The following is a 24,764-nucleotide window of genomic DNA, read 5'->3' as shown; positions in this document are numbered from 1 at the left end:
TTACGTCTCTAAATGTTCCTTGCTACATCAGATACCGCTTGGCAAGCTAGTCTCAAGCTTTCCTTACGATAACTCAGTCACCACTTGTAACGTGGCGGAATAGTAATTGTGTTTTTCAATAGACTTAGGCATCTGCTTAGCCGTTTTCTTCTTCAATGACGTCTTCTTCATGGTCGTAGCCGCAAAGTGGACCGGCGCCGTAAACGCCGTGTTCACGTAACTATTGACAGCTCGCCCACCTAGCGTGTAAACAGCGGTAATCTTCTTTTTCTTGTTGAAGAAGGTCAGCTGCTTCGTCAAGGCTTTCTTGGTCACACTATCCTTACTGAGCTTGTACGTCTGTGCCAAGCGCCACGGAACCCGGTTAGCGTTATACCCGACTTGATTATCGGTCCCAGATTCGATGCTGTAAGGTTTAACGGCCTTGAGCTTGATGCTCTTGCCCGTTGCCAAGATAAAATCGGGGAATAGTCCCGTCTTATGCCGTGCACTAAGTTTCTTAACGGCGACTTGACTGCGTTTAGCAACCTTGGTCCAGGTACTATCCTTGGTGTACTTAGCGAACGTCTTGAAGTAGCCGGTCATCAGATCTGAGGACCGCAGCTTGCTGACATCGTAACTGTTCGTGGCCCAATTTCCCATCGTTGGCAAATAGGTTGTCTTGTTGATTTCCTTTTGCTTAATAGCCTTGATGAGCTTCTTAGCCGCTGCCCGATAATTAGTCTTCTTACTGCCCCACTTCTTATCAGCCAAAATTAACGCGTACGCAATGTCTAAATCCCCATCGGTCGCAGAGTTTCTCTGTGAGCCGGTACTCGTCATCTTGCCAGAACGCTTGGTCTGTTGCCACTGCATCAGTGGCACCTTACTAGAGACCCGGTGAGCCCGATAATACTTGTACATTTGATTAAAGGTGGCGTGGGTATTGGCCCCCTTCTTGGCTGCCAGCACGGCCGCTAGCATCCCATAACCCTGACCCTCGGATAGCGCGGTTGTGGTGCCTTGCCCGTTATTAGATTTCACATATTTCTGCGTCTTACCACCCACGTACACCTTCTGCCACTGTTTGTACTGGGTAACTGCTTGGCTAGTCTTGGCCTGGGCCGGCGTTGGTTGAATGCTGGTTAATCCCCAGACGAGGCCGCCGACAAACACGATACCCAATAAATTAGCTAAAATTTTCCGTTTTCGCATGTTGTCTGACTCCTCAATTTCAGAATAGGTTGCTTCCTTCAATTATGCAATATTTCCTTAGAATTGTCGCCGGAAATGGCCCACCCGCACTTTTTTGACCCGAAAAAAATACGCCCCACAACCATCATTGGTCGTGAGACGTAATTCAAGCTAGTCTCTAAAGACTTCCTTCGCAATACCAAATGCAGACCACGCTTTAGGCCAGCCAACGTAGAAGGCTAAATGCGTGATCACTTCGGCAATTTCATCCTTGGTGATACCGTTGCCCTTGCCAATCTTCATGTGTGCGGGCAACTGCTCAAAGTTTCCCCCAGAGATCAGCGCAGAAATCGTGATCAAACTCCGCTGGTGCGCAGACAATTGTTCCTCTCGCGACCAAACTTGCCCAAACAAGACATCGTCATTCAGTTCAGCAAACTTAGGAGCAAATTCACCCAAGTTATCCCGACCAGCCGTTTGTTTCTTAGCCATAATTTACTAGCCTCCTAGTCTAAAACATCATAATGAGCGTCGTCAACGGGTTCCAGCCATTCTGGAGTTCCGGCCGTAATGGCGATATGACTAAACCAACTGTCCTTAGTTGCACCGTGCCAGTGCTTGACGCCATCTTTGGTCACAACAACGTCACCAGCATGTAACCGCCGAGCGGGTTGGCCAGCTTCTTGATACCAACCCTCACCACCGGTAACCAGCAAAATCTGAAATCCATCGTGATGAATGTGCCAGTTGTTTCGGCAACCGGGTTCAAAGGTCACGTTACCGACACCCACACTAACATCCGGATCATTCACTAAGCCTTGTAAGTAGCTTTGACCGGTGAAAAAGTCTTGATAGGCGACATTCTTATCGCCAGCCGGAAAAATAACACCGTTCTTAATATCTTCATTTTTTGCCATCTTAAAACGCTCCTTCACTTGTCATTGAATCGTTGTAAATAATCATGGAAACTCTCGGAATCGGCAATGGACTGATCCACCTTACCATCGTACCAATCGATTTTTCGGCTCAGTACTTGCAGGTGCATCTGAAGTTCCGCGATATCAGCCTCGGCATCATCCTTGGTCTTCTGTAGCATCGCACGTCGTTCTGGAATGGTCGCATCGCCCTTGGCCCGCAGCTTAACGTAACGCTTCAAATCATTGAGCCGCATCCCCGTTCCTTTCAGATGCAAAATGAAGCCCACCCAGCGAATATCTTCGTCGGTGTAATACCGCACACCATTCTCATCACGCTGGGACTTCACCAGCCCCTGATCCTCATAATATCGTAACGTGTACGTGGATAGACCAACTAATTTGGCAAACTCACCAATCCAGTAATGCCGCTGTGCTTCAGCCATCAAACCGCCTCCTTGAATTCCTTACACGACCTAGTAAACACCTTCGAGTGCACTTTAAGTCAACCCTCATTTTGCAAAATTTTTCTATGTATGAGAAAAGAGTTTGAGAACTAGTCCCAAACTCTCCTCGTTATTATTCCACCGCAATTTGATCGATTGCCAACTGCATCATCAGCTGGAAACGTTCATCAATCTTACGCTGAGGCAACGTTAAATAACCCCCTAGTTCTTGCATGATAAAACCAAATAAGGCCGACCGATAGAGTGTCGATTCCACCAGACTGTGATTATCCGCACCATCCAAGAGGTGTAGACTCCGAAACATTTGATTGTATAAATCACTCAATGCTTGATGGGTACGCTTCAACTGTCGCAGATCATTCGGGTTGATTAAGATGGGGGCCAGATGCTTCTCATGACGGCACCCCTTGCGAAACTCCTGGGCGAAGACCATCAAGGCTTCCTTACCCCCCACCCCAAATAAACGTCGCATAAGTCGCTCACTGAGCTGATTGACAAACCGCAAGCCCACCTGATCCAACAGATCCGTTAAACTATCTGCATAGTTATAAACGGACTGCGGCCGAATTTCTAACGCGTCTGCTAAGGCTCGAATCGTCAGATTATCCAATCCTCGTTCTGCAATCAGCTGATCCGCACGGTCCAAAACAATCTCCCTAGTCAACGTTCGCCGTTTTACCATGTTCTCGCCTCTTCCTGAAGTTCTTCTAGATTATTATACATTGAAAGGGCTTTAACTTAAACTACATTACCTGTTTATCACCTAAAATATTATTATCTTAATATGTTGTTCTCGTGCCGGAACAATTCGGCCATAGGCGCCCACGCTTGACCATAACCGCCACCAATTAACGCGCTCCCCAGCATCGCTAATAACCAACTACGTTTGAATTCCGCCGACTGTTTCATATTGTCCTCCCATTTAACTATCCGCCAATTAAACTGACCAGCGATAAATATAGTAACTCCCCGAAGAATGATTCATAAGCTGAACTTGAATTTCACTCAGTATAGCATATAGTTGTCAGCTAAGATAGTTAATTCTGTTATAAATATTTCGATAAAACGGCAGCCTGCGTGCTCCACAGACTGCCGCTTAACATTAGCGTCTAAAACGGTTAATCCTTGCGCTTCAAAGCAACAAACCCGAGTCCACTAGCCAGGAGTAAGGCCACACCAATCCACGTTACTGGCCGAGTAGAACGTTCACCGGTCTGTGGCAAGGTCTTGCCTACATACTGTCCTGACCCAGCGCCGGCACCGTTACCACTGCCCGCTGGTTGACCACTCACAGCCCCAGCGTGGCCGCCATTGCCACTACCACTAGTTGTGTACGCACCCGCACCACCAGCGACAGGTTGCTGACTCCCGCTTCCTGCTGGATAGGTCACAGAGCTTCCCGGCTGATGAGTCGTTGTACCAGGTTTAGTTGGCTTAGTCGGCTTAGTCGGCTTAATTGGCTTAACCGGCTTAACCGGCTTTACTGGTTTAACGGGGTTAACTGGCTTGGTCGGTTTCGTTGGCTTTTCAGGATTCTGCGGATTCTCAGGATTCGTTGGCGTCTCTGTCCCGGGATTTTCAGGATTTTCTGGATTCTCAGGATTTACTGGCGTCTCCGTTCCAGGGTTCTCAGGATTGGTTGGTGGCGTGACACCGCCAGGATTCTCGGGGTTGCCACCACCCTCAGAGCCTGAATTTTCCCGAACATCTTCCGCGGCCACCGTTACTGCAGCCGTTTGACCGTCCTTAATCGTAAATGGGATCGGTGTCTTGCTCAATTCAAAACCTGCTGGTGGCGTTGTTTCGACGAATTGGTAATCGCCGGCAGCCAAGCCATCGACTTTGATGATTCCCTCAGCATCAGTCACCAAGTCGGACTTGATAACTTTACCCGTAGAATCTTGCAACTCGTAGACCGCGCCAGCCAAGACTTCACCATTAGCTGCCGCCGTCTTCTTCAAGATAACTTCGCCGACTTGTTGGTCAGAACCACCGTTACCGGTACCACTACCACCCCAAACGATCCGTGACCCAACGCTTTGACCGTTCAGTGAAGCATTGTTCTTCCAAGTACCACCAGTCCCAGAAACCTCTGGTGTTGTTTGATACGTCATGTTGACCGCCGTCGTCACATTGCTAAAGGTAAAGGTCAACGTACTTCCCATGGTATTGATCTCGGGCGTAATCGTGCCACCATCGCTGGTGAAGAAGCCATTTGAATCATAGCTACCGGTCTGCGCATGAACACTTCCCGGAATATACGTTTGACCCGGTCCTAAGCTATCCGTGATGACCGCTTTATCCATTTTAGAACTGTTCGGATTAAAGGCAATGTTCCACGTTAACTTAGCAGGGGACCCGTCTGGATTCCGTTCAGCAACCCAACCGACCTTGTTAATTCCCCAGTCTAAGCCGATATTGTTACTCTCAGCACTCCCTTTAACATAGAACTGCAGACTACCTTTACGATCCTTCGTGGTGTTCGCAAGGGCGCCGTTAAACGTAATCATCCCGGTACTCTCGCCTTCCTTAATGCTAAACGTCCCAATCTGCTGACCGTTATCATCATACAATGGGAACGTCACATCTCGTCGTCCAACCGCAGTTGGTGGGAACGTTACCGTTACCGTATCGCCGTCCTTGATGGCTTCCCCATCCGGAATGCTCCAGTTGTAATCCAACGTATAGTTATCCCATTTCCCCAAGTCGGTCCCATTTGAAACAACGTTACCGTTGGAATCCGTGATAACCGCGTCACCACCATCTAAGCCAGAAACAACAACACTACCAGCGTGAGCGGTAATCCCACCAGTAGCGAAGCCGCCAACTAAACAAACGGCGATGACTATCAGAACGCCGATTACGGCGGTAGTTACCTTTCTTCGCATCGCAATCCTCCTCCAATCACCTTTCACCAACAGTCAGCCTCATTGACCAAACATCAATGATAGTAATTGCTCGCGTTATAAATCACTTAACTTTGCCAATACTTCCACCGCTCTGTATTTACTATACCTGCTCACAGAAAATCCAGTATCACAGTGAGAAACATTTCGTGTGGTTGGCGTCAACGTAAATAACAACATTGCATTTTTGTTGCCTCCAAGTTGACTCATAACTAAACGCGTCACCACTGACGTTGACCTGACGCGATTTGATGGTTAATTTAATCTGCTAGTGAATCACTAAATGGCTCATAGAAGTCACACAAAAACGGCCGCTCCACTCATGGATCGACCGTCTTTTCTTGCTATATTTCCAACGCACCACCCTGTTGCCCAACAACTCGAGCAGCCAAGACGTTAGCTCGCTGAACTGCCTGGGCAGTCGTATGACCAGCCGCCAATTCGGCCAATAAGCCCCCACAATGGGTGTCACCGGCGCCAATCGTATTGACGACCTGCGTCGCCGTCCCGGGAACCATGTGGCCCTGACCGTGCTCGACGTAGTAGCTGCCCTGCGCATCGAGTGTAACCACAACCAATTCACCAGTAATAACGTTCAGCCGTTGTGCAGTCTCTTGATAGGTCTCAGTTGGCGTTCCCAACCGCTGAATCTCCACTACGTTTCCATGAATCAACATTCCCGGTCGGATCACGCGTTGGCGCACCGTTGGCGTGAGACTACCGACACGTGGCGACGTATCAAATAAGACACGCAGGTGCGGTTGCTGGCTCAAAGCCGTTAAAATGACATCCGCTGCCCGAGCATCCTCCAATTCATACCCGGAAAGATAGACGTAGTCGTAATCTGCAAGCGAAATTCGTTCGAACCATTCGGCTTGCCACCGACGCTCAACACCCGTAATTGACAGAAAGGCGCGCTCACCATTAGCCTCCACGAACGAAACGTCCCACCCATTATCAGCACTTTCATCCCGGACGAGCACTGGAATGCCAAGCCGCTGAAAGGTCGCTTGCACAATGGCTGCGTGCTCGCCTTGACCGACTGGCGCAAACAAGTCCGCGGTAACGCCAGCGTAGGTCAACGCGCGTTGGACGTTAAAGGCCGAGCCCCCCACCTGCGTACTGCGCCAATTGCCAGCAACGTCTTCACCACTCTGGGGGAGGTGCTGAACGTTGACAACGACGTCCACGTAAGCCGCTCCAATCACGAGTACCCGTGCCATCCTAATCGACCTCCTCAGTCAGGCGCTTGCCCACCGGCTTCAACGCAACCATGCAAATGACCGCTACAATTCCCGCCACGAAAACACCTAAACTGTTGTCGCGAAAAATTCCATGAGCAAACGGACCCGTCCAGACGGCATTATTAGTAAACAGGAAGCCTGTGATCACCGCAATCACCCACGAACTGATTCCCTTCCAATTGTACCGGTTAGTCGAAGCCGGCATCATTTCGCTAATGGCATATCCTTCACGGCGATAGAGAACACTATCGCATAGGAAAACGGCAACCCAGGCGGCCAGACACGTTCCCAAGAATCCGAGGAAGAGTTCAAAGTTCCCCATAAAGTTTTCCGAAATGAATAGCACGTATACGGGAACCAGAATCACAATTGCCCCATGTAGAATCAGGGAGTTCCGCTGCGAGATACGAATCCCCACGGTTTCCAGATTAATCCGTGCCGAACGCAGACTGATCATACATTGTGGAATCAGTCCCCCTGCTGCGACTAGGAAGTAAATAACCGTCATCCACGATGGCAAGGCGTGACTCATCACTTCGATGGGATTGGCGGCGCTGGCCAGTCCCGGTTCGACCGTACTCAGTAACACGCCTCCCCACATCAGGATGAATAAAGGAACGGCTCCACCCAACAACGTGTGCCAGAACGTCGCACTCTGACTGGCCTGAGGCTTCACGTAAGCCCCCCAATCGGCCGCGGCCATCGACCAACTGATTCCGGAACCCGCGGCAACAATTGACACGGCGGGCCAAAAGCCGCCTAACCATTTCCCACTTGGCTGGGCCAACGCTTGTTGCCAATTAGCTTTCATCAAAAATAGAACTAAAATCACGACTGTTAAAATCCCAAATAGCCAGGACAACCAAGTCTGAATCTTGGCTAAGACATTTTCATTCACCAGCCCAGAGAGAATCACAATCCCGGCAAAAATAGCCAGTGCTACGGCAACCGTCCAGTCTGATTTGGCGATATGCATCACTTGAAGGAGTGCCACTAGTAACAGTGTTCCGGTAATCACATTGACCGCGAGCCAGCCAACCATGTTGACCCACGCAATCCCATTAGGGAGCTTATTCCCTTGCGTCCCGTACGCGGCGCGCGACAGCTTAAACGTGGTCACGCCTTCGCGTTTCCCAATCATCGCGACCCATCCAGGAAAGGCAAATGAAAGTGCCCCCACCAGCGAAGCTAACGTTGCCTGAACAAAAGATAAATGATAACTAACAATGATTGCCCCAAAGACAATCCCCATAATGCCAATGTTTGCCGCAAACCAGTTGTAAAATAACTTTCCTGGTGCCAGCGTCTTGTCTTTCTGTGGTACTTTAATCGTTTCCCCATTCATAAAGGCCTTACTCCTCAATTATTATGTATTTGTTTGTTGTCGAAAATCCATGATAGCCGTCACGTAATCGGCCAAATGATGTTGCGGATTCTGCTGATCAATCAAGGGACCCCACCCCGCGGGGAGCTGCTGATACCCTTGTTTGGCCCCACAAATTGCAACCGCCATCGCACCAATCGTATCGGTATCGCCGCCCAGATTTGCCGCTAATAGAGCGCAGCGGCGCATGTCTCGGCCATAGTAAGCCAGAGTTAACGCTGCTGGAACGGACTCACTGACGGCGGTCCCTGTTCCGACTAATGCTGCCAATTGACGTGTGAATCCAGCCGGATCATCACGGGTCTCCCGAGCAATCTTTAACCCCAAACGTAACCGCGCCTGCGGGCTTGCTTCCCAAGTGGGTGTACCCAGCTTTCCCGCTGTATCACCAGCCAATAGCGCCCAATCCAGCAGCGCCGACCAGTCATAGTCAGCCAGCGCTGCAGTCACCGCTCCAGCCACCATCGCGGCACCACTAAAAGCCACATCAGTCGCATGGGTTACGCGGGTCACGGCCACGACCATGGCGACTAATTCAGACAGTTGCTGCGGCTTAAACAGCGCTCCGACTGGTGCAATTCGCATGGCACAGCCGTTCGTCACAGCTTTTTGCGTAATTGCCTGTGGATCCTGTCCCGCTTGGATTGCCAGCAAAGCCGCCTTCGAACTGGGACCCAAGATATTCCGTTCAAACGCGTGAACTGATTGGGCCCAAACTAGCAAACGGCGAACTAAGTCCTGAGACTCCACCGCCCATTGATTGGCCTGCAAGCTATCCAGAATCAACAACGCCTGACTAGTGTCATCCGTATATTGCCCCCGCAAATAGTTCATGGCGATGTCGTTTTCCCGTGGACCAGCCATAAAATCCGTCACACCCCCAGGGTACCGCTGATGAATTCGGGATACCGACCAAAGCTCGGTCGGCATTCCCATGGCGTCACCCACGGCCTGTCCGTACAGAACGCCACGAACGCAATCGGCCACGTGTGCTTGACTCCTATCGTCCATGTTCCACCTCCTTTAAAAAAGTCAATGTCACCACTATACCGGAATTCCAAACGCTTGTCAGAGATGAACGCTTACAAATTTATTTATATTATTATTCGGATACCGTAGTGATTTAGTGTCAAAAAAAACGTGTAACCAATTAGTCACACGCTAAAACAATTATTTAGTCAAATTCTTCATACTCGTTAGGATCTTGACCATCGATCCGGCCGTCAGCTTGACTCAACCCGTTGATTGCCGTCATTTCTTCCGGCGTCAGGTTAAAATCAAACACATTCAGATTAGACCGTTGATGCAACAGGTTGCTGGCCTTCGGAATAGGAACGATGCCACGTTGGAAGTGCCAACGGAGAATGATCTGCCCCACATTTTTCTCATATTTCTTCGCTAGCTTCTGAATCAGGGGTTCCTTCAACGCCGCACTACCACGGCCCAGTGGACTCCACGCCTCGGTAATGATCCCCCGCTGCTGGTCCGCCGCCAACATCCGCTGATTGTTCCAGTAGGGATGAGCTTCAATCTGGTTGACCGCTGGCATCACGCCAGTTTTCTTAACCAGTCGATCCAGATGCTCCGGTTCAAAGTTTGAGACCCCAATGGAGCGAATCAAACCACGCGTCCGAGCATCAATCATAGCCTGCCAAGCTTCCACGTAATGGTCACGCTTCGGGAGTGGCCAGTGAATCAGATACAAGTCAAAGTAATCCAATCCCATGCGATATAGGGACTCCTGGATGGCCATCGTAGCGTCCGCATAACGGTGGTACTTACCCGGCAACTTCGACGTAACGAAGAATGCCGACCGTGGCAAGCCGGATTGCCGAATGGCTTCACCGACGGCACCCTCATTATCATAGTTCGTCGCCGTATCAAGACTCCGATAACCATCACGAATCGCCGCCAGAATTTGGTTGACTCCTTGACCGCCACGAACTTGGAACGTTCCCAAACCCACAGCTGGCATCTGGTAACCATCATTAAACGTGACTACAGGTACTTTTGTCATCAAATAACCTCCTGTTTAATTGGTCTCTAAAGTCAACTCTAACGCGAATTTTGTTTAATTGAAACTATTTTGCCGGTGTCGCTTGATCACCCGGTTCAGGATCAACGCGAGAATTAACGAAATTCCAGCATACCCAGCGGCACCCAAGCTAATGTGATTCAAGCCGACTGTTCCCAGCATGCCGGACGCCGTAGCCGACCCCAGAGAAATACCAAAGTTAAAGAAGATGGAATTTAACGAGGAGGCCAATACCGTTGACTGGGGATACTCCTCTTCGGCAATGTTCAGGAAGTGAATCTGAATGGGTGAGTTGATAATCGTCACGATCAGACTCATCGCTAACAGAATCGCCAAGCCACCAAACTTAAAGTTCAAGCCAATTGGCAGTAGGGCCAGTAGAATCACATCGACCACGTAGAATCGGGGCATGATGCGCAACCCGTTACGTTCCGCCAACATCCCCGACAACCGGTTACTGATGATACTCATGATCCCAATCAGGAAGAGTAACCAGTTCAGACTCTGCGTGCTAAAGCCCAGCGCCGTCGTCAACAGTGGTCGAATGTACGTGTAATAGGCGTACATCGTCGCCGCCGTAAACAGGACTAGGGCAATCCCCACGTAGACCCGGGGGTCCTTCAGCAGGACTAATTGATTCTTCACACTGCTCTGCACCTGTTCAACCTCGCGAGGCAACAACCACCCCAACAGCACACAGGTCACAGCACTAATCACTGAAATTAAATAGAAGGCGTCGTGCCAGCTGTAGCTCGTACTGATTGCCGTCCCAATCGGCACCCCAAAGACCGAAGCGATACTGAAGCCGGCAAAAATCCACGATACCAGACTCGCCCGCTTCTCCCGTGGCGCAATCGAACTGGCAAAGGTCATGATTAATGAAATAATTGCCCCGGCCACTACCGCCGTGATGATGCGAGATAGCAACAATACGGGATAGTTCATCGCAAAACCACTCAGTGTGTTCCCTACTAAGAAGATGCCCATCAGGGTCATGAGTGTCTTGTAGCGACTAAACCGACTCGTCAAGACGGTGATAAATGGCGTGCTGACCGCGTAAACCGTGGCAAAAATCGTCACCAAATAACCCACGGTCGCCACCGGAATGCGATATTCCTTGGCAATGTCGGAGAGCACCCCGACCACGATAAATTCATTACACCCCAACATAAATGCCACCAGGACAAAGACGATGGCTTGCCAACGATACTTGTTCACGATATTTTCTCCTCTGAATCTTAAAATTTTCACTCGTTACCTATCAGAATACACTATCTTTCAGAAAATAAGCAGGAGGACGCCTCATGAAAACGTCCCCAATTGAAACTTATTTTTCTAAGGCCACAGATTGTTGATGGGCAGCGATAACACGGTTCAGAACAACCACCAAGATCAGGGAAACCAACGCATAACCGGCGGCACCAAAACTGATATTTTGAAGACCCACCTGACTCAACATCAGTGAGGCCGTGGCTGAGCCTACCGAAATCCCAATGTTAAATGAAATTGCACTGACCGATGACGCCAGCATGGTTGCCTGCGGATAACTCTCGGCAGCCACATCCAGGAAGTGAATCTGAATGGGAGCGCCGGCTATCGTCACAATCAGTGTGAGAATCAGTAGAATCCCGAACCCCGCCACCTGGCTGTTGAGTGCGATTGGCAACGCAACCAGCAGGAGCATATCTGCCACGTAGAACCACGGCAATTTCGACAATCCATTGCGTTCCGCTAACGCCCCTGACAAGCGATTACTGATGATACTCATGATTCCCAGCGCAAAGAGCAACCAATTCAGACTCGTCAGGTCAAACCCCATGCTGGTGGTAATCAATGGCCGAATATACGTGTAATAGGCGTACATCGTGGCCGCCATGAAGAGGTTGACCGCGATGCCCAGGTAAACCCGCTTGTCCGTGAGAAAAACTAACTGATCTTTCACACCACCCTTGGTCTGCGCGACGTTGCGTGGTAGCAGCCAAGCCAACAGCAACGCCGTGACCAACGTGATACCGGAGATGACGTGAAACGCCGTATGCCAACTATCGGCCGTACTGATGGCCACCCCAATCGGCACCCCAATAACCGAAGCAATACTGAAGCCAGCCGAAATCCAAGCAATCAGGACGGCACGTTTGTCGTGTGGCGCGATGTCATTGGCAAAAGCAATGATAAAGGACTCGATTGCCCCGGCAACGGAAGCCGTCACCACCCGCATCACCAGTAACATGGCATAGCTGGTAGCAAATCCACTCAACGTATTACCCACCAAGAAGATTAGGACAAGTACCATCAGCGTCTTGTACCGACTGAACCGGTTGGTCAACACCGTAATAAACGGCGTGCTGACAGCAAAGACCGTCGCAAAAATCGTGACCAAATAGCCTACTGTAGCCACGGAAACGTTCAGCGATTTCGAGATATCCGAAATAACCCCGACGACAATGAATTCATTACATCCCAGCATGAATGAAGTTAGGACAAAGATAATGGTTTGGAGACGGTATTTAGACACGACAAACTTCCTTTCCACGTATATTTTCTAAGGTAGAATCCCCGTTTGGTTTCTTCCAGACAAAAGAACTGTTACTCTCTAGATTACACGACAAAAGAAAAAACGGCTAGTCCTCTCAAGCAACTAACCGTTTTATTTCACATTATTGGTGCTTTAATTATCATTGCAACAAATTCAGAGTCACGAGTTGATACGCCAGTTTTTCATGATCGACCTGAGTCTTGGATTTCTTGCCGGTCGTGGTCATCATCGTCGTGGTCGTCTGTCCCGTCACACGCTGGACTTTGGTCACAATCAACTTAGTATTGGGGTTAAGTAGGTATTCCTTCTCCCCTCGAACCGTAGAGATCGGATCCAGATAGGCCCCGTGATAGCCCTTGGGAAAGTTGATTTTGAGCAAAACTTGCGAGGTAAATTCCGTAGCGACCGCATGACTGGTACTGGTCGAGGCGAACCCGGGATCTGAATAGACGGCTCCTGGCTTGAGAGCCTTCTGATGCAACGCGAGCCGCGCAACCTTATTCGACGTCCCCCGGTAAACCGTCATGGGATGGGTCAGCTTGAACGTCTTGAGACTCGCCCGCAGATCCTTGACCCGTTGCCGTGTCTTGGCCGTAGTTGCTCGCTTGGGATAACGTAGGGCGTTATTTAACTTATCGGAGCCATTGCCGGTGTAGTTACCAATGACCTTGATCTGCCGCTTGCTGAGCTTACCAGCCCACGCTTTGGAGCGCTTAACCAGCTCACGATAGTCATGCTTGGTAAGCTTAATGGCCCGGTTGCCGTAAGTGTAGTTGCCAGTCTGGGCAATCAAAAGCGTCTGAGTTCTTCCGGGCACAGTCACGACAGTACCTGCCGCTGTTCGCTGCACGACCTTGAGTGCCGTATTCTTGGGAATCATCACGCTGACTGGTGCCGACTGGTCGGTGGGCTGTGTCAGCGCCGTCACTGTGTGGTTCGTAACCACCTGCTGCGTCCCGGCCGAGGTATTGGTCGCCGACTCACTGTCAATGTAGATCAGCTCAGGCGATTTAGCCTTAGCGTTCGCTGGCAGTGCCTCCATCGTAGCCCCACCTAACGTGAACCCAACAGCTGCCAACCCTATCAAACAGGTAACTTTATTCATGAAATTTCCTCCTCCGGAGCCGAACATCACCGGATTTCCCCGTCGGCAATGTATCATCCTCCGCTCATGAGTATAGCACGATTAAACGCTCCTTAAACCGTTCAGGGGCAAATTTAATTTTCATTCTAACCGTTGACTAAATACCGCATTCGGCGCTACCACCAAAAAGGGAGCGGCCATCTTTTCAGCCCCTCCCGATTACTCAACTTCTTGTAATATAATCCAAAATCTGAAACATGGCCGCCCGATTCTCATCAGGCACTGGCGTTGTTTCAATGGACTGGGCCGTCTGATGCAACACGGAATCTGCCACGTAATCGCCATCGTTGACCACCATCGCGTGCACGTTATCCTCCGTAACCTCCAAGTGAAACTGGAGGCCGACCACATTGTCGTTAACCACCAAGCCTTGATTCTGAATCTGCTCGCTGGCAAACAGTCGCGTTGCACCATCCGGTAACGCAAACATATCCTGATGCCAGTGAAGGACCTTCAGCTGCGCCGGCAATCCCGGAATCACATTGGCCTGACGCGTAACCGGCGCCCAGCCGACCTCTTTGACCGGTGCCGGGCTGACCGTTGCGCCTAGGAGCTTGGCAATCTGTTGGGCCCCGAAGCACGCACCGAAGATCGGCTTGTGGGCCGCCATCACTTCACGCATCAAGTAGCGCTCGGCCGCAATCCATGGCGCATCATCGTTAGGACTGATCGGACCACCCAAGACCACCAGTAGATCCGTCTCCGCCGCTGATGGCAACTTGCCGTGTTGTGCCGGATGGTAAACGTAGACCTGATGGCCGCGAGCATGGGCCCAGATGCGAATGGCTCCCGGCCCCTCCTCTGGTGTATGTTGCAAAATATTCACGCGCATGTAAAGACCTCCCCGATTCACTTTAGGTTGATTATAGCAGGTTACGTTGGTCATAGGACCATCAGGCTATCGGTTAACTGAGTTAGCTTGTCAATGCTTCTCCTCATGACCTGGTGGCAAAAGGAACTACCACCAGTCCTGATGGTAGTTCCTCCAAAATATCGTATTTATGCGTAGTATACTTCACTGTGGAAGCGGTGATTCTTCATCTGCTTAGCAACTTGCTTCGAGGCATAGTAGTGTTGGGTGACCCAGACGCCAGCACCACCAGCTTCACTGAGAACCGCCAGTTTTTGCCCGTGATACCGTTTGTTGGCTACCTTATAGTAGGTGCCATCCCCAGCCGACTGGTTCCAGCCGCGAAGATCGGTCCAGTTAGCCCGCCGAACGGTCATTTTCCAGCCCACAACCCAATTGGCGTGACGTGCCAGCTTATCTGGATCAGCGTTAAGCTTGCGTTGGTGAAGCGTTGAAGTGCTGGCATAGCGGCTCCCATTCTGGTAGCCCACCGTCCGCCACTTGGTCGCTGTGAACTTTACTCTATCGTACTTGCCGTGACCATCATAATGGTACCAGGCCCCTTGCAACTTCTTCGGCAAAGCTTTCACCGTCTTTCGGGTGCTGGCTTGTGCCGCAGTTGGTGCCACAATCTGCGTCCCACCAAGCGTTAAGCCACCCAGTAATGCCATGAATAAAATTTGCTTTTTCATCAGTCAAGATCCTCCCCAGGATTATGTCGTGTGATTGATACAGCCATAGTATACACCAGCTAGCCACGCAATTGCGGTATAAAAAAATAAATAACAGCCCCCAAAGATTAGGCCATTATTTACCCTTAGTCATTCTTGATTTATCAAATTTCACGATGGTTGCACCGGATGCTTAACCCAGCCAAACAATCGCCGTAAAGCCGTAAGTGAACGACGAAAAGACAGCGTTCCCAAGATCAGAAAAGCTGGTAAGTATTGAATCAGGTACCGACTCCGACCACCTTCAAACAGCAGTAAGAACATAAACGCTCCAATAACGGTGAGTCGCAGAACCTGGGTGAACTTGTGCTGATCGCTCCAGCCGAAAAAGATGATGACCAGCCAGACAATCCACCAAGCTTGCGCCAAATAGCGAAAATCACCTAACCGGGTCCCATACAAGTAGACAAACTCACGAATGCTGCGCGCAAATCCGGTACCCTTGGGTTTCGTGCCATGTAAAATGAAATGTCCTTCTTTGATCCAGGCAAAGGATCCATCAGCACTGTTATTGCGTTGCTTCTTCACCAAGAAAGCCAGATAGCCCCAAAATCCGCGTTGTTTCAGTCGTTTCAGATACATCTTTTTCGACCAATCTGCCCGCGATTTTTTCGTCGGTAACTGCGCCATCTTCAGCGCATCCTTGGCGTTATAGCCCCCGTCCCCGGAAATTCCCATGCTCATGAAATGGACAGCCGGAATGGCACGCGCTGTATTAATTTTAATGTAGCTCTGCGTGTCGAGAACGTGATTACCGGCAACGTAGGCACCACCGCCAGCCATGCCGCTGACTAAGAGACAAGCGACGACGATAGCTCCCTTGCGTTGCGTCAACCCTTGCCAGTATTCTCGCCGAATCACTTGGAGGAGTTCGACTAAAATGATAGCGATCAAGGCGACAATGGCAGAAGGCTTCATGAAGTATGCTGCTGCCACGTTTAGTCCCAACCCAACCGCAGCTAGTACCTTGAGTGTCCAATGCCACTGAGTATAACTCAACACACAGTAACAAAAGATGTAAGCCGAGACGAACGGTAAGACCCAGGCATCAGTATAGGGCACAATGATCATGGGAAAGAGCGCCAGCCAACCGGCGTGAATGTACATGGCTGCCGGAACTTTTCGGCGATCAATCACGGCAACGCTGAGGATATTGAATACGGCGGAGAGGTCCGTCAAGATCAGCGTGACCCAATCAAAGAACAACCAAGAGGTCGTATGAAAGCCCATCACTAACCAGTGTTGGACCAATAGAATCGGCAAGTTGTTCGAGTTTTGACTAAAGTACGACATCGTATTGACATCTTTGGGGTCGATCAGGGCCTCGTGAATGGCGTCCACATCAAAGCCAATGGCCGGATGCATGCACAACACAAAAACTACCTGCCAAGCAACGGTCAGTAATAAAAGTGTGACCGCCGTCACAGCTTGGTGGCGCACAAAGAGCCATTTGAAGACGTGTGATACCTGAGGATAAGCAAAACCCACAATCAACACGGTAATTGCCACAATGAGCACAATTGCCGTAACGATCGTTGTGCCACTCCCCGTCTTGGCGTTGTCACCCAAAATCAAGTTGACCGAAGTAATGGCGAAGTACGTGGTCAACCCAAAGAAGAAGTAAAACAGTCCCCGAATGAATCGGTTACCGTAATTAAATAGCTGATGATCCATTGCATACTCCTCCTTTGCTGATTATTGGCCCACAATGGCTGATAATTACTGCTATCCTCGTATTGCCGGTTGCCCTTAATTCCACTCGCTGCCCTTCTTGCTGCGAAGATAATGCACATCGTGATGAACGATGTGTTTAGCCGCGTGTGTTTCCGCTGAAAAGGTCGCTGTGTTCCAAACACCAGGTAGCGACATTGAGTTGATGACCCCCACTAGTCGAATCCAAGATACGAAAAAGTTATAGAGCGGTAATGACCACACGACCCAACTGATCCTGTGATAAAATTTTCGTTCATTGGGGAACTTGACCAGTAACCGCCCCACACTGACATAATTGACCAGCGAGACGAAGACGTACAAGAGATAGATCACCACGTACGACAACCCTAAGACGACGGGAGAGTACCGAAAGAATAATAGGACGATACTAGCAAACATCCAGATCATCTTCGGAAAGACGAAGGTGTGGTCGACAATCATGCGCCGAACCAAAAAGTTCTTAAAGAATTGACCCAATTGTGCATTTTGATGCATGTATTGTTTGGAGACTTCCAACTCACCACGCATCCAACGCTGGCGCTGCTTGTAGAGCTGTTCCAGTCCGGATAACGGTTCAATGTAGAAGATGGCATCGGCACAGAGCATCACCTTACGCTTCAGCCGTTGCCGCACTTGAAAAGTCATATCGGTATCTTCACCAACCGTATCCGTATTATACATAAATGTGTCCAGCAACGTGTCCTTACGGAAGGCTGAGAACGCCCCTGACATCGTGAATAATTCGTTGTTGTCCGATTCAATCGTCCGCCCGGATAAGAAGGCTTGCGCGTATTCAAAGTATTCCGTCTTCTGGAGAAACCGCAGCCAGTGACCCTTAGTGCGTTTGATCTGATATCGCTGCGTGAGAATTGTCCCGGTCATGGCGGCCAGGTCGATGTCATTTTCGAAGTGCAGCACCATGTTCATTAGCGCATTCTGTTCCAGAACACCGTCGCTATCAATATTGACGATATAGGTGCCAATACACTGATAGATCGCTCCGTTCAGTGCCTTGGCCTTTCCCTGATCCGTCTGAATGAATTGCATATTGAGATTGAAATGATTCTGGGCGCGGGCAAAGGAACTAAAGCTATCATCAGTACTCTGATTATCGGCCAGCACGATCTGCATACTATCATTCGGATACGTGGAATCGTTGATCGACTGCAGGCAAGCAAAAAGCGTGTCTTCAGAATTGTAGACCGGCACGATGATTGAGATGAATGGTAATTTAGCGGGCGCAGAAAGATTCTTAATGTGCCGACTTTGACGCATCAAATGAATCGCCGAGATCAACGATGGAATGATTTCGACGACAATAGGAATCAAGGCCCAGGTAATCCAAAAGCCCATTTGCGTTAGCGTTAGATTAATAAAGTAATTCACGGATGGTTAACCTCTCGAAAAGCGTCGTTTGAAATTGGCATAGAGACTCTGCGACAATTGCGAATAGGTAAAAACGTTGTAATACAGCATGATGACCAACACATAGAAGACAATTCGGCCTAACAGCGTGTGCGCCATAAAGTACCAGCTGGCACCCCCGAAGTAGACCAACGAAACCACTAGCATCAACCGAATCACGTTGGACAGGTAGATCCACAGGGCCCCCATGACCAGATAAAATACCTTCTCCTGGCGACTATATGTCGGGAAAAAGGCCAGAAGTCCGATAAATGCCGTTGTTTCAATGATTCCGGAACATTCATAGTCAATCGACATCGTCACTGGATTCGTGCCGTTGCCAATATAAACAATGCCGTACTTCGTGAAGGCCTGACACCAGTGCGTTAAGTCCCCCAACGTGGACACGCCATTGATGACTAAGTGGGTCATAAACCACACCCAGTATGGGTTGCCCAACGCAATCAGGATAAAGAACAGGCCAACACTGCCCGCGATAAAGTAATACGCGGAAAGGTGGGCCCGTTTTAACACCGAAATAACGTAGAGCCACCCGATAATGCCCAATAACAGGTAGCTACTCATCTAAGCATTCCTCTGCTTTTTCGATTTAGATTTTGTTGTGATAACCGTGCCAACACCACCCAGTGCAATCACCATGCCGATACCGGCTAAAATGAAGGGACCCGTTGACCCACCAGTCGCAGTCAGCGTTTGCGTCCCCAGGTTGGCATTCTTCATGGTGATCGTCTGTGAGCCCCCGGCGACCCTGAGCTCACTCAGTGGAATTCTGGCTTCCATGATATCGTTGTGACCATTGGCCGTCTTGTAACGGTGAACCCTCATCGTCGCCTGACTGAGATCACCATTGCCACCATTCTCACTGTTCCAAGCATTGACGGTCCCGGAAACCGTCGTACCATCGGACAACGTACCGTCCGTCTTAAACGTCACGTAAAACGTCTTGCTGCCAACATTCAAAACATACCCGGATGGTTGCAAGGTGCTGTACCCGCCACCATGTTCCGGTGACATATTGAGATAAAAGTAAATATTGTCATCATCCGCGACTAAGGACTCACGTTTGATATTGTAGTTGTCTCCAGGTTCCTTGACCTCGGTCATCGGTTTGCCAGACCAATCGTCAAAGTTACCGTCGATAGTAATGTCGTATTTATTTGTCGCTGTGCGATTACTGTCCGCGTTAGCCATCGTGGTACTGGTTCCCCACCAAAACGCCCCAAACAGGGCAACAATTAATAATATGGCTCTTCGCACACTAATTCCTCCTCAACTCTGTCACACACGATTGTACTAACCCGTTAAAAGTTTCGGCTGCTTGCCGACAATAGTCGCTGGTTAGCCAGAACCTTTACTCGCCATCACTGATGCTAGTCATCACTAGAAAATGGTTTAACCTGTTAGTCAATCATTTATTCGCCTTTATTGTAGTCACTTCTGGATGAAATTTCTACTGGTTTTTCATCATAACCGAATAAGTGTGACATTACTATAGAAATTAGGAAGAAATTATAAATGTAAGCGAATCAGTTTCGATTGCTATCCCATTGCAACCGATTGTCCGCTTCAGTTCGACACCCAGTCACCTACCGAACGCTTATTTAAGCCACTTTCCGCCGCCGAGCAACCTTCACGACACCAACAATGGCAATGCTAAAACCAGCCGCAACCAGAATCACACCACCCGTGCTCCCACCGGTCGTCGTCAAAGTAGCGCCGCCAAAAGTCGCGTCACTGCTGGTCATTGAGATATTCTGACTAGAAGTCGCAACCACGCCGAGGTCATGCAAAGGCAAGCCCATTTCAACGATTTCATAGTTCCCATGACTATCCTTGGGACGTGAGATCATGGCCTGCGCACGACTAATCGTCCGACCGTTGGCACTGACTGTTACCGGCTTAGTCTTACCAGCCCCTAGGCCCCTGGCCTTACCCAAGGCAATACTGATGGTCTTATCGCCAACCTTCAGTGAATAGCTGTTGGGCAATGACACAAATCCGTGTTTATTATCGTTAGGATTCGTGTTCATATAGAAGTAAACGGTGCTATCATTCGCCACAAGTGAAGCTTTAGCATCCCCGTCCAGGCTAGTCATTGGCTTGTCACCCCAGTCGCTAAAATCACCATCAATGCTGATGTTCAGCTTACTATTGGCCGTCTCGGCTCGTGCGGTAGTGGCCGCACTGCCGACCCAAATAAGGCTCACACAAGTTAGTAAAATCCAAAATACCTTACGCATAGAACTCTCCTCCAATCGCCATCACCCAGTAATTCGTACATCGACTCAAATATTTTGACCGCGTTATGGTTGCCTCAATTGTACGCCGTATTTTTAGCGAATATACCCCCGACTCAAGAGATATGTGCAAGCATTTAAGCTAGTTTTAAGGTTCACCAAACTTGTTCTCTTTACTTTTAAAATATTCCTAAAAATATACACCATTATCTGTGTTTTCAGCCCCCTCTACTTACTACTAATGTAATTTCGGCTGATTTAGTCGCATTGTTCTGCTAAAGTTTACAAATTCTTTAGAACCAAAAGGCCAGCCCCATTTCCAGCGGCTGGCCTGACTTGATCCTGAACTATTCTACTGAGGTTGTTCGCTATCGCTATAATATTGCGGCATTGGCGCAGCCAGTGGGTGTTGTGCCAACCAAGCCACGATTTGGCGGCCTAAATTCTCGCCCATTGGTGCCGACGCCGCAATCTGGGCTTTCGTAATCTGATTGACGTGAATTCCAGCTGTCACCGTACAGCTGCCTGGGAGCACCGGTTGAACCACCTTGGCGACCCGTTCGCCAACAAAGTTGTCCTTGTGGAACCGACCGTCATGGCTGGGATACTTGATGGTCTGCATCGCCGTATCTCGCGTCAGTGTCGTCACGTCCCCAATGTGGGGATTGCTGCCGCCGGTGACGACAATCAGCAAGTCCTCGCCAATCACCGTCACGTCGGCGTCAATCGTGTAATTTTCCTGGGTCACACTAAACTTAGGCATGCTAATCCCCCTCCCAACGTTTGGCAGTAGGCTCATGAATCCCGAACGCATCCAATACCTTCATCGTTTGGTGATCGACCAGATCCTGAATCGTCTGGGGATGGTTGTAGAAGGCTGGAATCGGGGGAATGATCTGCGCGCCAATCTTCGCCAGTTTAGTTAAATTCTCCAGGTGAATCACGCTGAGCGGCGTTTCGCGTGGCACGATCACCAGCTTACGTTGTTCTTTAATTGTGACATCAGCCGCCCGGGCAACCAAGTTCTCACCGAATCCGTAGGCAATGCTGGCCACCGTCTTCATGCTGGCGGGCACGATGACCATACCATCATTCAGAAATGAGCCACTGGCAATCGCGGCACCCTGGTCGCGGTCACTGTAGACCACGTCGGCCAATGCCTTGATCTGATCTAGCGTATAGTCCGTTTCCAGGGCCAGGTTTTTCTTGGCCCAGGCACTCATAACCAGGTGTGTCTCCACATCGGGCAGAGCTCGCAATTTTTTAAGCAGGTCGACCGCGTAAATCGTTCCGGAAGCCCCGGTGACACCAATCACAATCTTCTTCATTCCCCACCAGTCCTTTACTTCAAATACTTTTGCCAGTCCGTTACCTTCATGAACTGGGCCCGCACAAACTGATCCTTCATATCAAATGGTACCGTTCCGTCGATCACCAGCTTGGAAGACATCCCCTGCGTTCGAATCGACTTGGGATCGTATTCCGGGCGTTCGGACGGATCCAACGGATGATTCCGCATGCCCGGCAGGACCATTAGATCTTGGTCGGCCTGGAACCGCGTGTTAACGGTCCACATTACGTCGTTCATATCGAAAATATCCACGTCTTCATCAACCAGAATGACCGTCTTTAATTCCTTAAACGCCGAGAATGCCAGTAGAGCCGCCTGCCGCTGAATCCCCTCATCAGCCTCGTCCTCCTTGTGAATCTGCATGATGGTCATCAACTTGCCCCCACCTGCTGGCGGATTGTAGACGTTGCGGACCTTGCTGGGAATGGCTCGATTGGTCAGCTCTAAAATGCTGGCTTCGGTCGGGATGCCAGCCATGCTGACGTGTTCTTCGGAAGGACCGATGACACTCTGCATAATGGGATTCTCGCGGTGCGTCACGGCGGTTACCTTGATCACCTGTAGCGCTGGATTAGCATCGCCATCGTAACCGGGGAATTCAGGCATGGCCTTCCCGGTATGGGTGTTGATGTCTTCTTGAATGCGTTCGTTAGGCATGATGACCCCTTCCAACGTAAATTCGGAACGCGCGATGGCATTTTCATCGACGGTCAGCGCTGGCGTTAAACCCACCGCTTCCTGCCGAATTGCACCGGCGACACCCAACTCATTGTACCCGAGCGGCGTGGTTGGTGGCTCAAAGGTGCAGCCAATGGTAATGGCCGGATCTAGGCCAATGTTAATGGTCACGGGCATCGGTTCATTAGCCGCCTCATACTCCTTGGCAAACGCCCCAATGTGCCGGCCACCAGGCATAATGTAAATGCCCAATTTATCTTTATCTTCCAATACCATTCGGTGAATTGTAACGTCACTCATTGTTTTGGCCTTGTTAGACCCCAGCACAACCCCCACGGTAATATACGGGCCGGCATCTTGCGGTGTATTGGTCGGTGCTGCCACGAGCTTACGAATGTCGAAGTCGGGATCGGTCGCTTTGTGGACGACCTCATGAGCAGGCGCATCATCAACCATCACCGGTGGAACGGGGTTTTCAACGGCATCGTTAAGAAATTGCCCCAGCGTATGATAATCGTGATGAAACATCAGCCCCACCCGCTTACGACTGGCCATTAGTCCCGTCAAGACTTTGGTTCCGGGGAAGCCCGTTACGTGATTAAACATCATCGCAGGGCCTTCTTGTGTCGGTCGTTCGACGGTTCCACCGGCTCCGATGTAGCGGTAAACGCCAGAGAGTTCGGCGTTGGGATCGACGGCCACATCGGTCGCGTGATACTGCCCGGGCTGCGTCTTCAATTCCGCTAACACTTTACGTAGATCATACGGTTCATTTGCCATTAAATTACCTCCTGCGGATCATTCGTTAAGCATTGAAAGTTGTCATCTTCGGCTAAGGTAGCTTTCCACCATAAGGTTAACGACATATCCAAAACGTATCTGCAACAAGCTGCCAGACCATCTTGCGACTGAAATCTCAATGATGATAACCGTTTAACTACTTGCAACTTTCAATCACTTTATGTATCAACCTTAATCTCCAAAACCCTTGCAAACAAATCCGGTTTCGACTAACGTTATGCTTGATAGGAATAACAGAACTTTCATTTAACCGCTTGCCAGAAAGGATGGTCTCACATGACGCTAGACGATTTCTACAGTTTTATCGTGCTCTATCAGATTCGCAACATTTCCGATGCTGCTGTCGAGCTTAATATTACGCAATCGGCGCTATCCAAACGCCTACGCAACATGCAAGATGAACTGAAAACCAGCCTGATTTCGACACGGAACAAACGTCAACTAACCATCACGGAGAGTGGCGAGGTTTTCTTCCGCTATGCCCAGACCATCACCTCTCAATATCAGTTGATGCAGACTGAACTTCAAGACTATAAAACACTGCAACGGGGCACCCTCCACATCGGAAGTGTTCCCGTCATGTCGCAGTACGGCTTAACCCGCAAGATGAGTCAGTTCATGCACGACTTTCCTCAGATCAACATTCGCCTGGAAGAACTTGAAGGGGCCGACCTACTCAAACAACTACAGAATCAGGCGCTTGATCTTGGCATTCTCCGTGATGTCCAAAGTCAGCAACTTAGCAAATCCCAATTTGAAGCGGTTAATCTGGACACGGACGAGTTACGAGTCGTACTAGCTGCCGACCATCCCCTGGCTCAGCAAGCGGCAGTCAGCATGACCGACCTACACGGTGTAGAAGTCGTCTCGCTCAGTCCCGGTTCCGGCGTTTATGAAAAAATGGGCGCCCTCTACCAAACGGCCGGCTTCACGCCTAATATTCGATTTACCACACCGCACATCGAAACCTTGCTGGGCATGATTGCCCATACACAACGCGTCACATTTTTATTCGCCAAGGCCGCCCAGCCCTTCCTCACCCCAGACTACGTGACCCGACCGTTCAGCCAGCCCTTAATCAGTCACCTGCAACTCGTCTATCCTCGCGGCACTCTCAGTCAGGCGGCTCGCCGTTTTATGCGTTATCTTGAATAGAGCCTCTACTTACGACTAAT

General features: G+C 49.9%; 25 protein-coding genes. 1 reads left to right on the top strand and 24 read right to left on the bottom strand.

The window, feature by feature from the left end:
- Window positions 1-63 precede the first annotated feature (63 nt).
- The 24 genes from ACEPSU_RS03225 to ACEPSU_RS03110 form a co-directional block, all read right to left on the bottom strand.
- On the bottom strand, window positions 64-1,194 hold the full coding sequence (locus ACEPSU_RS03225; protein WP_395322801.1) for a glycosyl hydrolase family 8: 1,131 nt from the start codon (window positions 1,192-1,194) through the stop codon (window positions 64-66).
- A gap of 150 nt (window positions 1,195-1,344) precedes the next feature.
- A complete protein-coding gene (locus tag ACEPSU_RS03220; RefSeq protein WP_395322800.1) occupies window positions 1,345-1,665 on the bottom strand; it encodes a carboxymuconolactone decarboxylase family protein in 321 nt (106 codons plus the stop codon).
- 14 nt (window positions 1,666-1,679) lie between these two features.
- Window positions 1,680-2,090: a cupin domain-containing protein gene (locus ACEPSU_RS03215; RefSeq protein WP_395322799.1), complete on the bottom strand. Its 411-nt coding sequence runs from the start codon at window positions 2,088-2,090 to the stop codon at window positions 1,680-1,682.
- Window positions 2,091-2,104: 14 nt separating this feature from the next.
- Window positions 2,105-2,533 carry a MerR family transcriptional regulator gene (locus tag ACEPSU_RS03210; RefSeq protein WP_395322798.1) on the bottom strand — a complete coding sequence of 143 codons (429 nt, stop codon included), beginning with the start codon at window positions 2,531-2,533 and terminating at the stop codon, window positions 2,105-2,107.
- A 133-nt stretch (window positions 2,534-2,666) separates the two neighbouring features.
- A complete protein-coding gene (locus tag ACEPSU_RS03205) occupies window positions 2,667-3,236 on the bottom strand; it encodes a TetR/AcrR family transcriptional regulator (protein ID WP_020089410.1) in 570 nt (189 codons plus the stop codon).
- Between the two features lie 92 nt (window positions 3,237-3,328).
- Window positions 3,329-3,463 (bottom strand): hypothetical protein, encoded by a 135-nt coding sequence (locus ACEPSU_RS03200; RefSeq protein WP_020089411.1) that lies wholly within the window; start codon window positions 3,461-3,463, stop codon window positions 3,329-3,331.
- A gap of 209 nt (window positions 3,464-3,672) precedes the next feature.
- A complete protein-coding gene (locus ACEPSU_RS03195) occupies window positions 3,673-5,442 on the bottom strand; it encodes a SpaA isopeptide-forming pilin-related protein (RefSeq protein WP_395322797.1) in 1,770 nt (589 codons plus the stop codon).
- Window positions 5,443-5,804: 362 nt separating this feature from the next.
- Complete coding sequence (locus ACEPSU_RS03190) at window positions 5,805-6,683, bottom strand: PfkB family carbohydrate kinase (protein ID WP_395322796.1); 879 nt, start codon at window positions 6,681-6,683, stop codon at window positions 5,805-5,807.
- A 1-nt stretch (window position 6,684) separates the two neighbouring features.
- The gene (locus ACEPSU_RS03185) at window positions 6,685-8,049 is read right to left on the bottom strand and encodes a purine-cytosine permease family protein (RefSeq protein ID WP_395322795.1); all 1,365 of its coding nucleotides are present in this window, start codon (window positions 8,047-8,049) and stop codon (window positions 6,685-6,687) included.
- 21 nt (window positions 8,050-8,070) lie between these two features.
- Complete coding sequence (locus ACEPSU_RS03180; protein ID WP_395322794.1) at window positions 8,071-9,099, bottom strand: ADP-ribosylglycohydrolase family protein; 1,029 nt, start codon at window positions 9,097-9,099, stop codon at window positions 8,071-8,073.
- A 163-nt stretch (window positions 9,100-9,262) separates the two neighbouring features.
- Entirely contained in the window at window positions 9,263-10,105 is an 843-nt protein-coding gene (locus ACEPSU_RS03175; protein WP_395322793.1) for an aldo/keto reductase, read from the bottom strand.
- Between the two features lie 54 nt (window positions 10,106-10,159).
- Window positions 10,160-11,341 carry an MFS transporter gene (locus ACEPSU_RS03170; RefSeq protein ID WP_395322792.1) on the bottom strand — a complete coding sequence of 394 codons (1,182 nt, stop codon included), beginning with the start codon at window positions 11,339-11,341 and terminating at the stop codon, window positions 10,160-10,162.
- A gap of 109 nt (window positions 11,342-11,450) precedes the next feature.
- Window positions 11,451-12,638 (bottom strand): MFS transporter, encoded by a 1,188-nt coding sequence (locus ACEPSU_RS03165; protein WP_395323532.1) that lies wholly within the window; start codon window positions 12,636-12,638, stop codon window positions 11,451-11,453.
- Window positions 12,639-12,798: 160 nt separating this feature from the next.
- A complete protein-coding gene (locus tag ACEPSU_RS03160; protein ID WP_395322790.1) occupies window positions 12,799-13,764 on the bottom strand; it encodes an ADP-ribosyltransferase in 966 nt (321 codons plus the stop codon).
- Between the two features lie 202 nt (window positions 13,765-13,966).
- A complete protein-coding gene (locus tag ACEPSU_RS03155) occupies window positions 13,967-14,635 on the bottom strand; it encodes a type 1 glutamine amidotransferase (RefSeq protein WP_395322789.1) in 669 nt (222 codons plus the stop codon).
- Between the two features lie 167 nt (window positions 14,636-14,802).
- Entirely contained in the window at window positions 14,803-15,345 is a 543-nt protein-coding gene (locus tag ACEPSU_RS03150) for a hypothetical protein (RefSeq protein ID WP_395323530.1), read from the bottom strand.
- A 150-nt stretch (window positions 15,346-15,495) separates the two neighbouring features.
- Entirely contained in the window at window positions 15,496-17,058 is a 1,563-nt protein-coding gene (locus ACEPSU_RS03145; protein WP_395322787.1) for a TIGR03766 family XrtG-associated glycosyltransferase, read from the bottom strand.
- A gap of 75 nt (window positions 17,059-17,133) precedes the next feature.
- Window positions 17,134-18,483 (bottom strand): TIGR03111 family XrtG-associated glycosyltransferase, encoded by a 1,350-nt coding sequence (locus ACEPSU_RS03140; RefSeq protein ID WP_395323529.1) that lies wholly within the window; start codon window positions 18,481-18,483, stop codon window positions 17,134-17,136.
- 6 nt (window positions 18,484-18,489) lie between these two features.
- The gene (gene xrtG / locus ACEPSU_RS03135) at window positions 18,490-19,086 is read right to left on the bottom strand and encodes an exosortase family protein XrtG (protein WP_395322785.1); all 597 of its coding nucleotides are present in this window, start codon (window positions 19,084-19,086) and stop codon (window positions 18,490-18,492) included.
- On the bottom strand, window positions 19,087-19,779 hold the full coding sequence (locus tag ACEPSU_RS03130) for a Firmicu-CTERM sorting domain-containing protein (protein ID WP_395322784.1): 693 nt from the start codon (window positions 19,777-19,779) through the stop codon (window positions 19,087-19,089).
- A gap of 344 nt (window positions 19,780-20,123) precedes the next feature.
- The gene (locus ACEPSU_RS03125; RefSeq protein WP_395322783.1) at window positions 20,124-20,762 is read right to left on the bottom strand and encodes a Firmicu-CTERM sorting domain-containing protein; all 639 of its coding nucleotides are present in this window, start codon (window positions 20,760-20,762) and stop codon (window positions 20,124-20,126) included.
- 349 nt (window positions 20,763-21,111) lie between these two features.
- Complete coding sequence (locus ACEPSU_RS03120; RefSeq protein WP_395322782.1) at window positions 21,112-21,522, bottom strand: amino acid decarboxylase; 411 nt, start codon at window positions 21,520-21,522, stop codon at window positions 21,112-21,114.
- Window position 21,523: 1 nt separating this feature from the next.
- Window positions 21,524-22,087: a UbiX family flavin prenyltransferase gene (locus tag ACEPSU_RS03115; protein WP_395322781.1), complete on the bottom strand. Its 564-nt coding sequence runs from the start codon at window positions 22,085-22,087 to the stop codon at window positions 21,524-21,526.
- Between the two features lie 14 nt (window positions 22,088-22,101).
- Entirely contained in the window at window positions 22,102-23,568 is a 1,467-nt protein-coding gene (locus ACEPSU_RS03110) for a UbiD family decarboxylase (protein ID WP_395322780.1), read from the bottom strand.
- Window positions 23,569-23,865: 297 nt separating this feature from the next.
- On the opposite strand from ACEPSU_RS03110, the gene ACEPSU_RS03105 reads away from it, so the two are divergent.
- On the top strand, window positions 23,866-24,744 hold the full coding sequence (locus tag ACEPSU_RS03105) for a LysR family transcriptional regulator (RefSeq protein WP_395322779.1): 879 nt from the start codon (window positions 23,866-23,868) through the stop codon (window positions 24,742-24,744).
- Window positions 24,745-24,764 lie beyond the last annotated feature (20 nt).

It is taken from the genome of Levilactobacillus parabrevis (assembly GCF_044051715.1).
GTDB lineage: Bacteria > Bacillota > Bacilli > Lactobacillales > Lactobacillaceae > Levilactobacillus > Levilactobacillus parabrevis.
This window is presented reverse-complemented; position numbering and strand designations above follow the sequence as displayed.

Bases quoted from the DNA above. Each gene is read 5' to 3' on its own strand.
- ACEPSU_RS03225 (WP_395322801.1), bottom strand. From the start codon at position 1,194: ATGCGAAAACGGAAAATTTTAGCTAATTTATTGGGTATCGTGTTTGTC.
- ACEPSU_RS03210 (WP_395322798.1), bottom strand. From the start codon at position 2,533: ATGGCTGAAGCACAGCGGCATTACTGGATTGGTGAGTTTGCCAAATTA.
- ACEPSU_RS03215 (WP_395322799.1), bottom strand. From the start codon at position 2,090: ATGGCAAAAAATGAAGATATTAAGAACGGTGTTATTTTTCCGGCTGGC.
- ACEPSU_RS03220 (WP_395322800.1), bottom strand. From the start codon at position 1,665: ATGGCTAAGAAACAAACGGCTGGTCGGGATAACTTGGGTGAATTTGCT.
- ACEPSU_RS03105 (WP_395322779.1), top strand. From the start codon at position 23,866: ATGACGCTAGACGATTTCTACAGTTTTATCGTGCTCTATCAGATTCGC.
- ACEPSU_RS03180 (WP_395322794.1), bottom strand. From the start codon at position 9,099: ATGGACGATAGGAGTCAAGCACACGTGGCCGATTGCGTTCGTGGCGTT.
- ACEPSU_RS03195 (WP_395322797.1), bottom strand. From the start codon at position 5,442: ATGCGAAGAAAGGTAACTACCGCCGTAATCGGCGTTCTGATAGTCATC.
- ACEPSU_RS03205 (WP_020089410.1), bottom strand. From the start codon at position 3,236: ATGGTAAAACGGCGAACGTTGACTAGGGAGATTGTTTTGGACCGTGCG.
- ACEPSU_RS03200 (WP_020089411.1), bottom strand. From the start codon at position 3,463: ATGAAACAGTCGGCGGAATTCAAACGTAGTTGGTTATTAGCGATGCTG.
- ACEPSU_RS03150 (WP_395323530.1), bottom strand. From the start codon at position 15,345: ATGAAAAAGCAAATTTTATTCATGGCATTACTGGGTGGCTTAACGCTT.
- ACEPSU_RS03160 (WP_395322790.1), bottom strand. From the start codon at position 13,764: ATGAATAAAGTTACCTGTTTGATAGGGTTGGCAGCTGTTGGGTTCACG.
- ACEPSU_RS03145 (WP_395322787.1), bottom strand. From the start codon at position 17,058: ATGGATCATCAGCTATTTAATTACGGTAACCGATTCATTCGGGGACTG.
- ACEPSU_RS03125 (WP_395322783.1), bottom strand. From the start codon at position 20,762: ATGCGTAAGGTATTTTGGATTTTACTAACTTGTGTGAGCCTTATTTGG.
- ACEPSU_RS03110 (WP_395322780.1), bottom strand. From the start codon at position 23,568: ATGGCAAATGAACCGTATGATCTACGTAAAGTGTTAGCGGAATTGAAG.
- ACEPSU_RS03115 (WP_395322781.1), bottom strand. From the start codon at position 22,087: ATGAAGAAGATTGTGATTGGTGTCACCGGGGCTTCCGGAACGATTTAC.
- ACEPSU_RS03185 (WP_395322795.1), bottom strand. From the start codon at position 8,049: ATGAATGGGGAAACGATTAAAGTACCACAGAAAGACAAGACGCTGGCA.
- ACEPSU_RS03175 (WP_395322793.1), bottom strand. From the start codon at position 10,105: ATGACAAAAGTACCTGTAGTCACGTTTAATGATGGTTACCAGATGCCA.
- xrtG (WP_395322785.1), bottom strand. From the start codon at position 19,086: ATGAGTAGCTACCTGTTATTGGGCATTATCGGGTGGCTCTACGTTATT.
- ACEPSU_RS03155 (WP_395322789.1), bottom strand. From the start codon at position 14,635: ATGCGCGTGAATATTTTGCAACATACACCAGAGGAGGGGCCGGGAGCC.
- ACEPSU_RS03190 (WP_395322796.1), bottom strand. From the start codon at position 6,683: ATGGCACGGGTACTCGTGATTGGAGCGGCTTACGTGGACGTCGTTGTC.
- ACEPSU_RS03120 (WP_395322782.1), bottom strand. From the start codon at position 21,522: ATGCCTAAGTTTAGTGTGACCCAGGAAAATTACACGATTGACGCCGAC.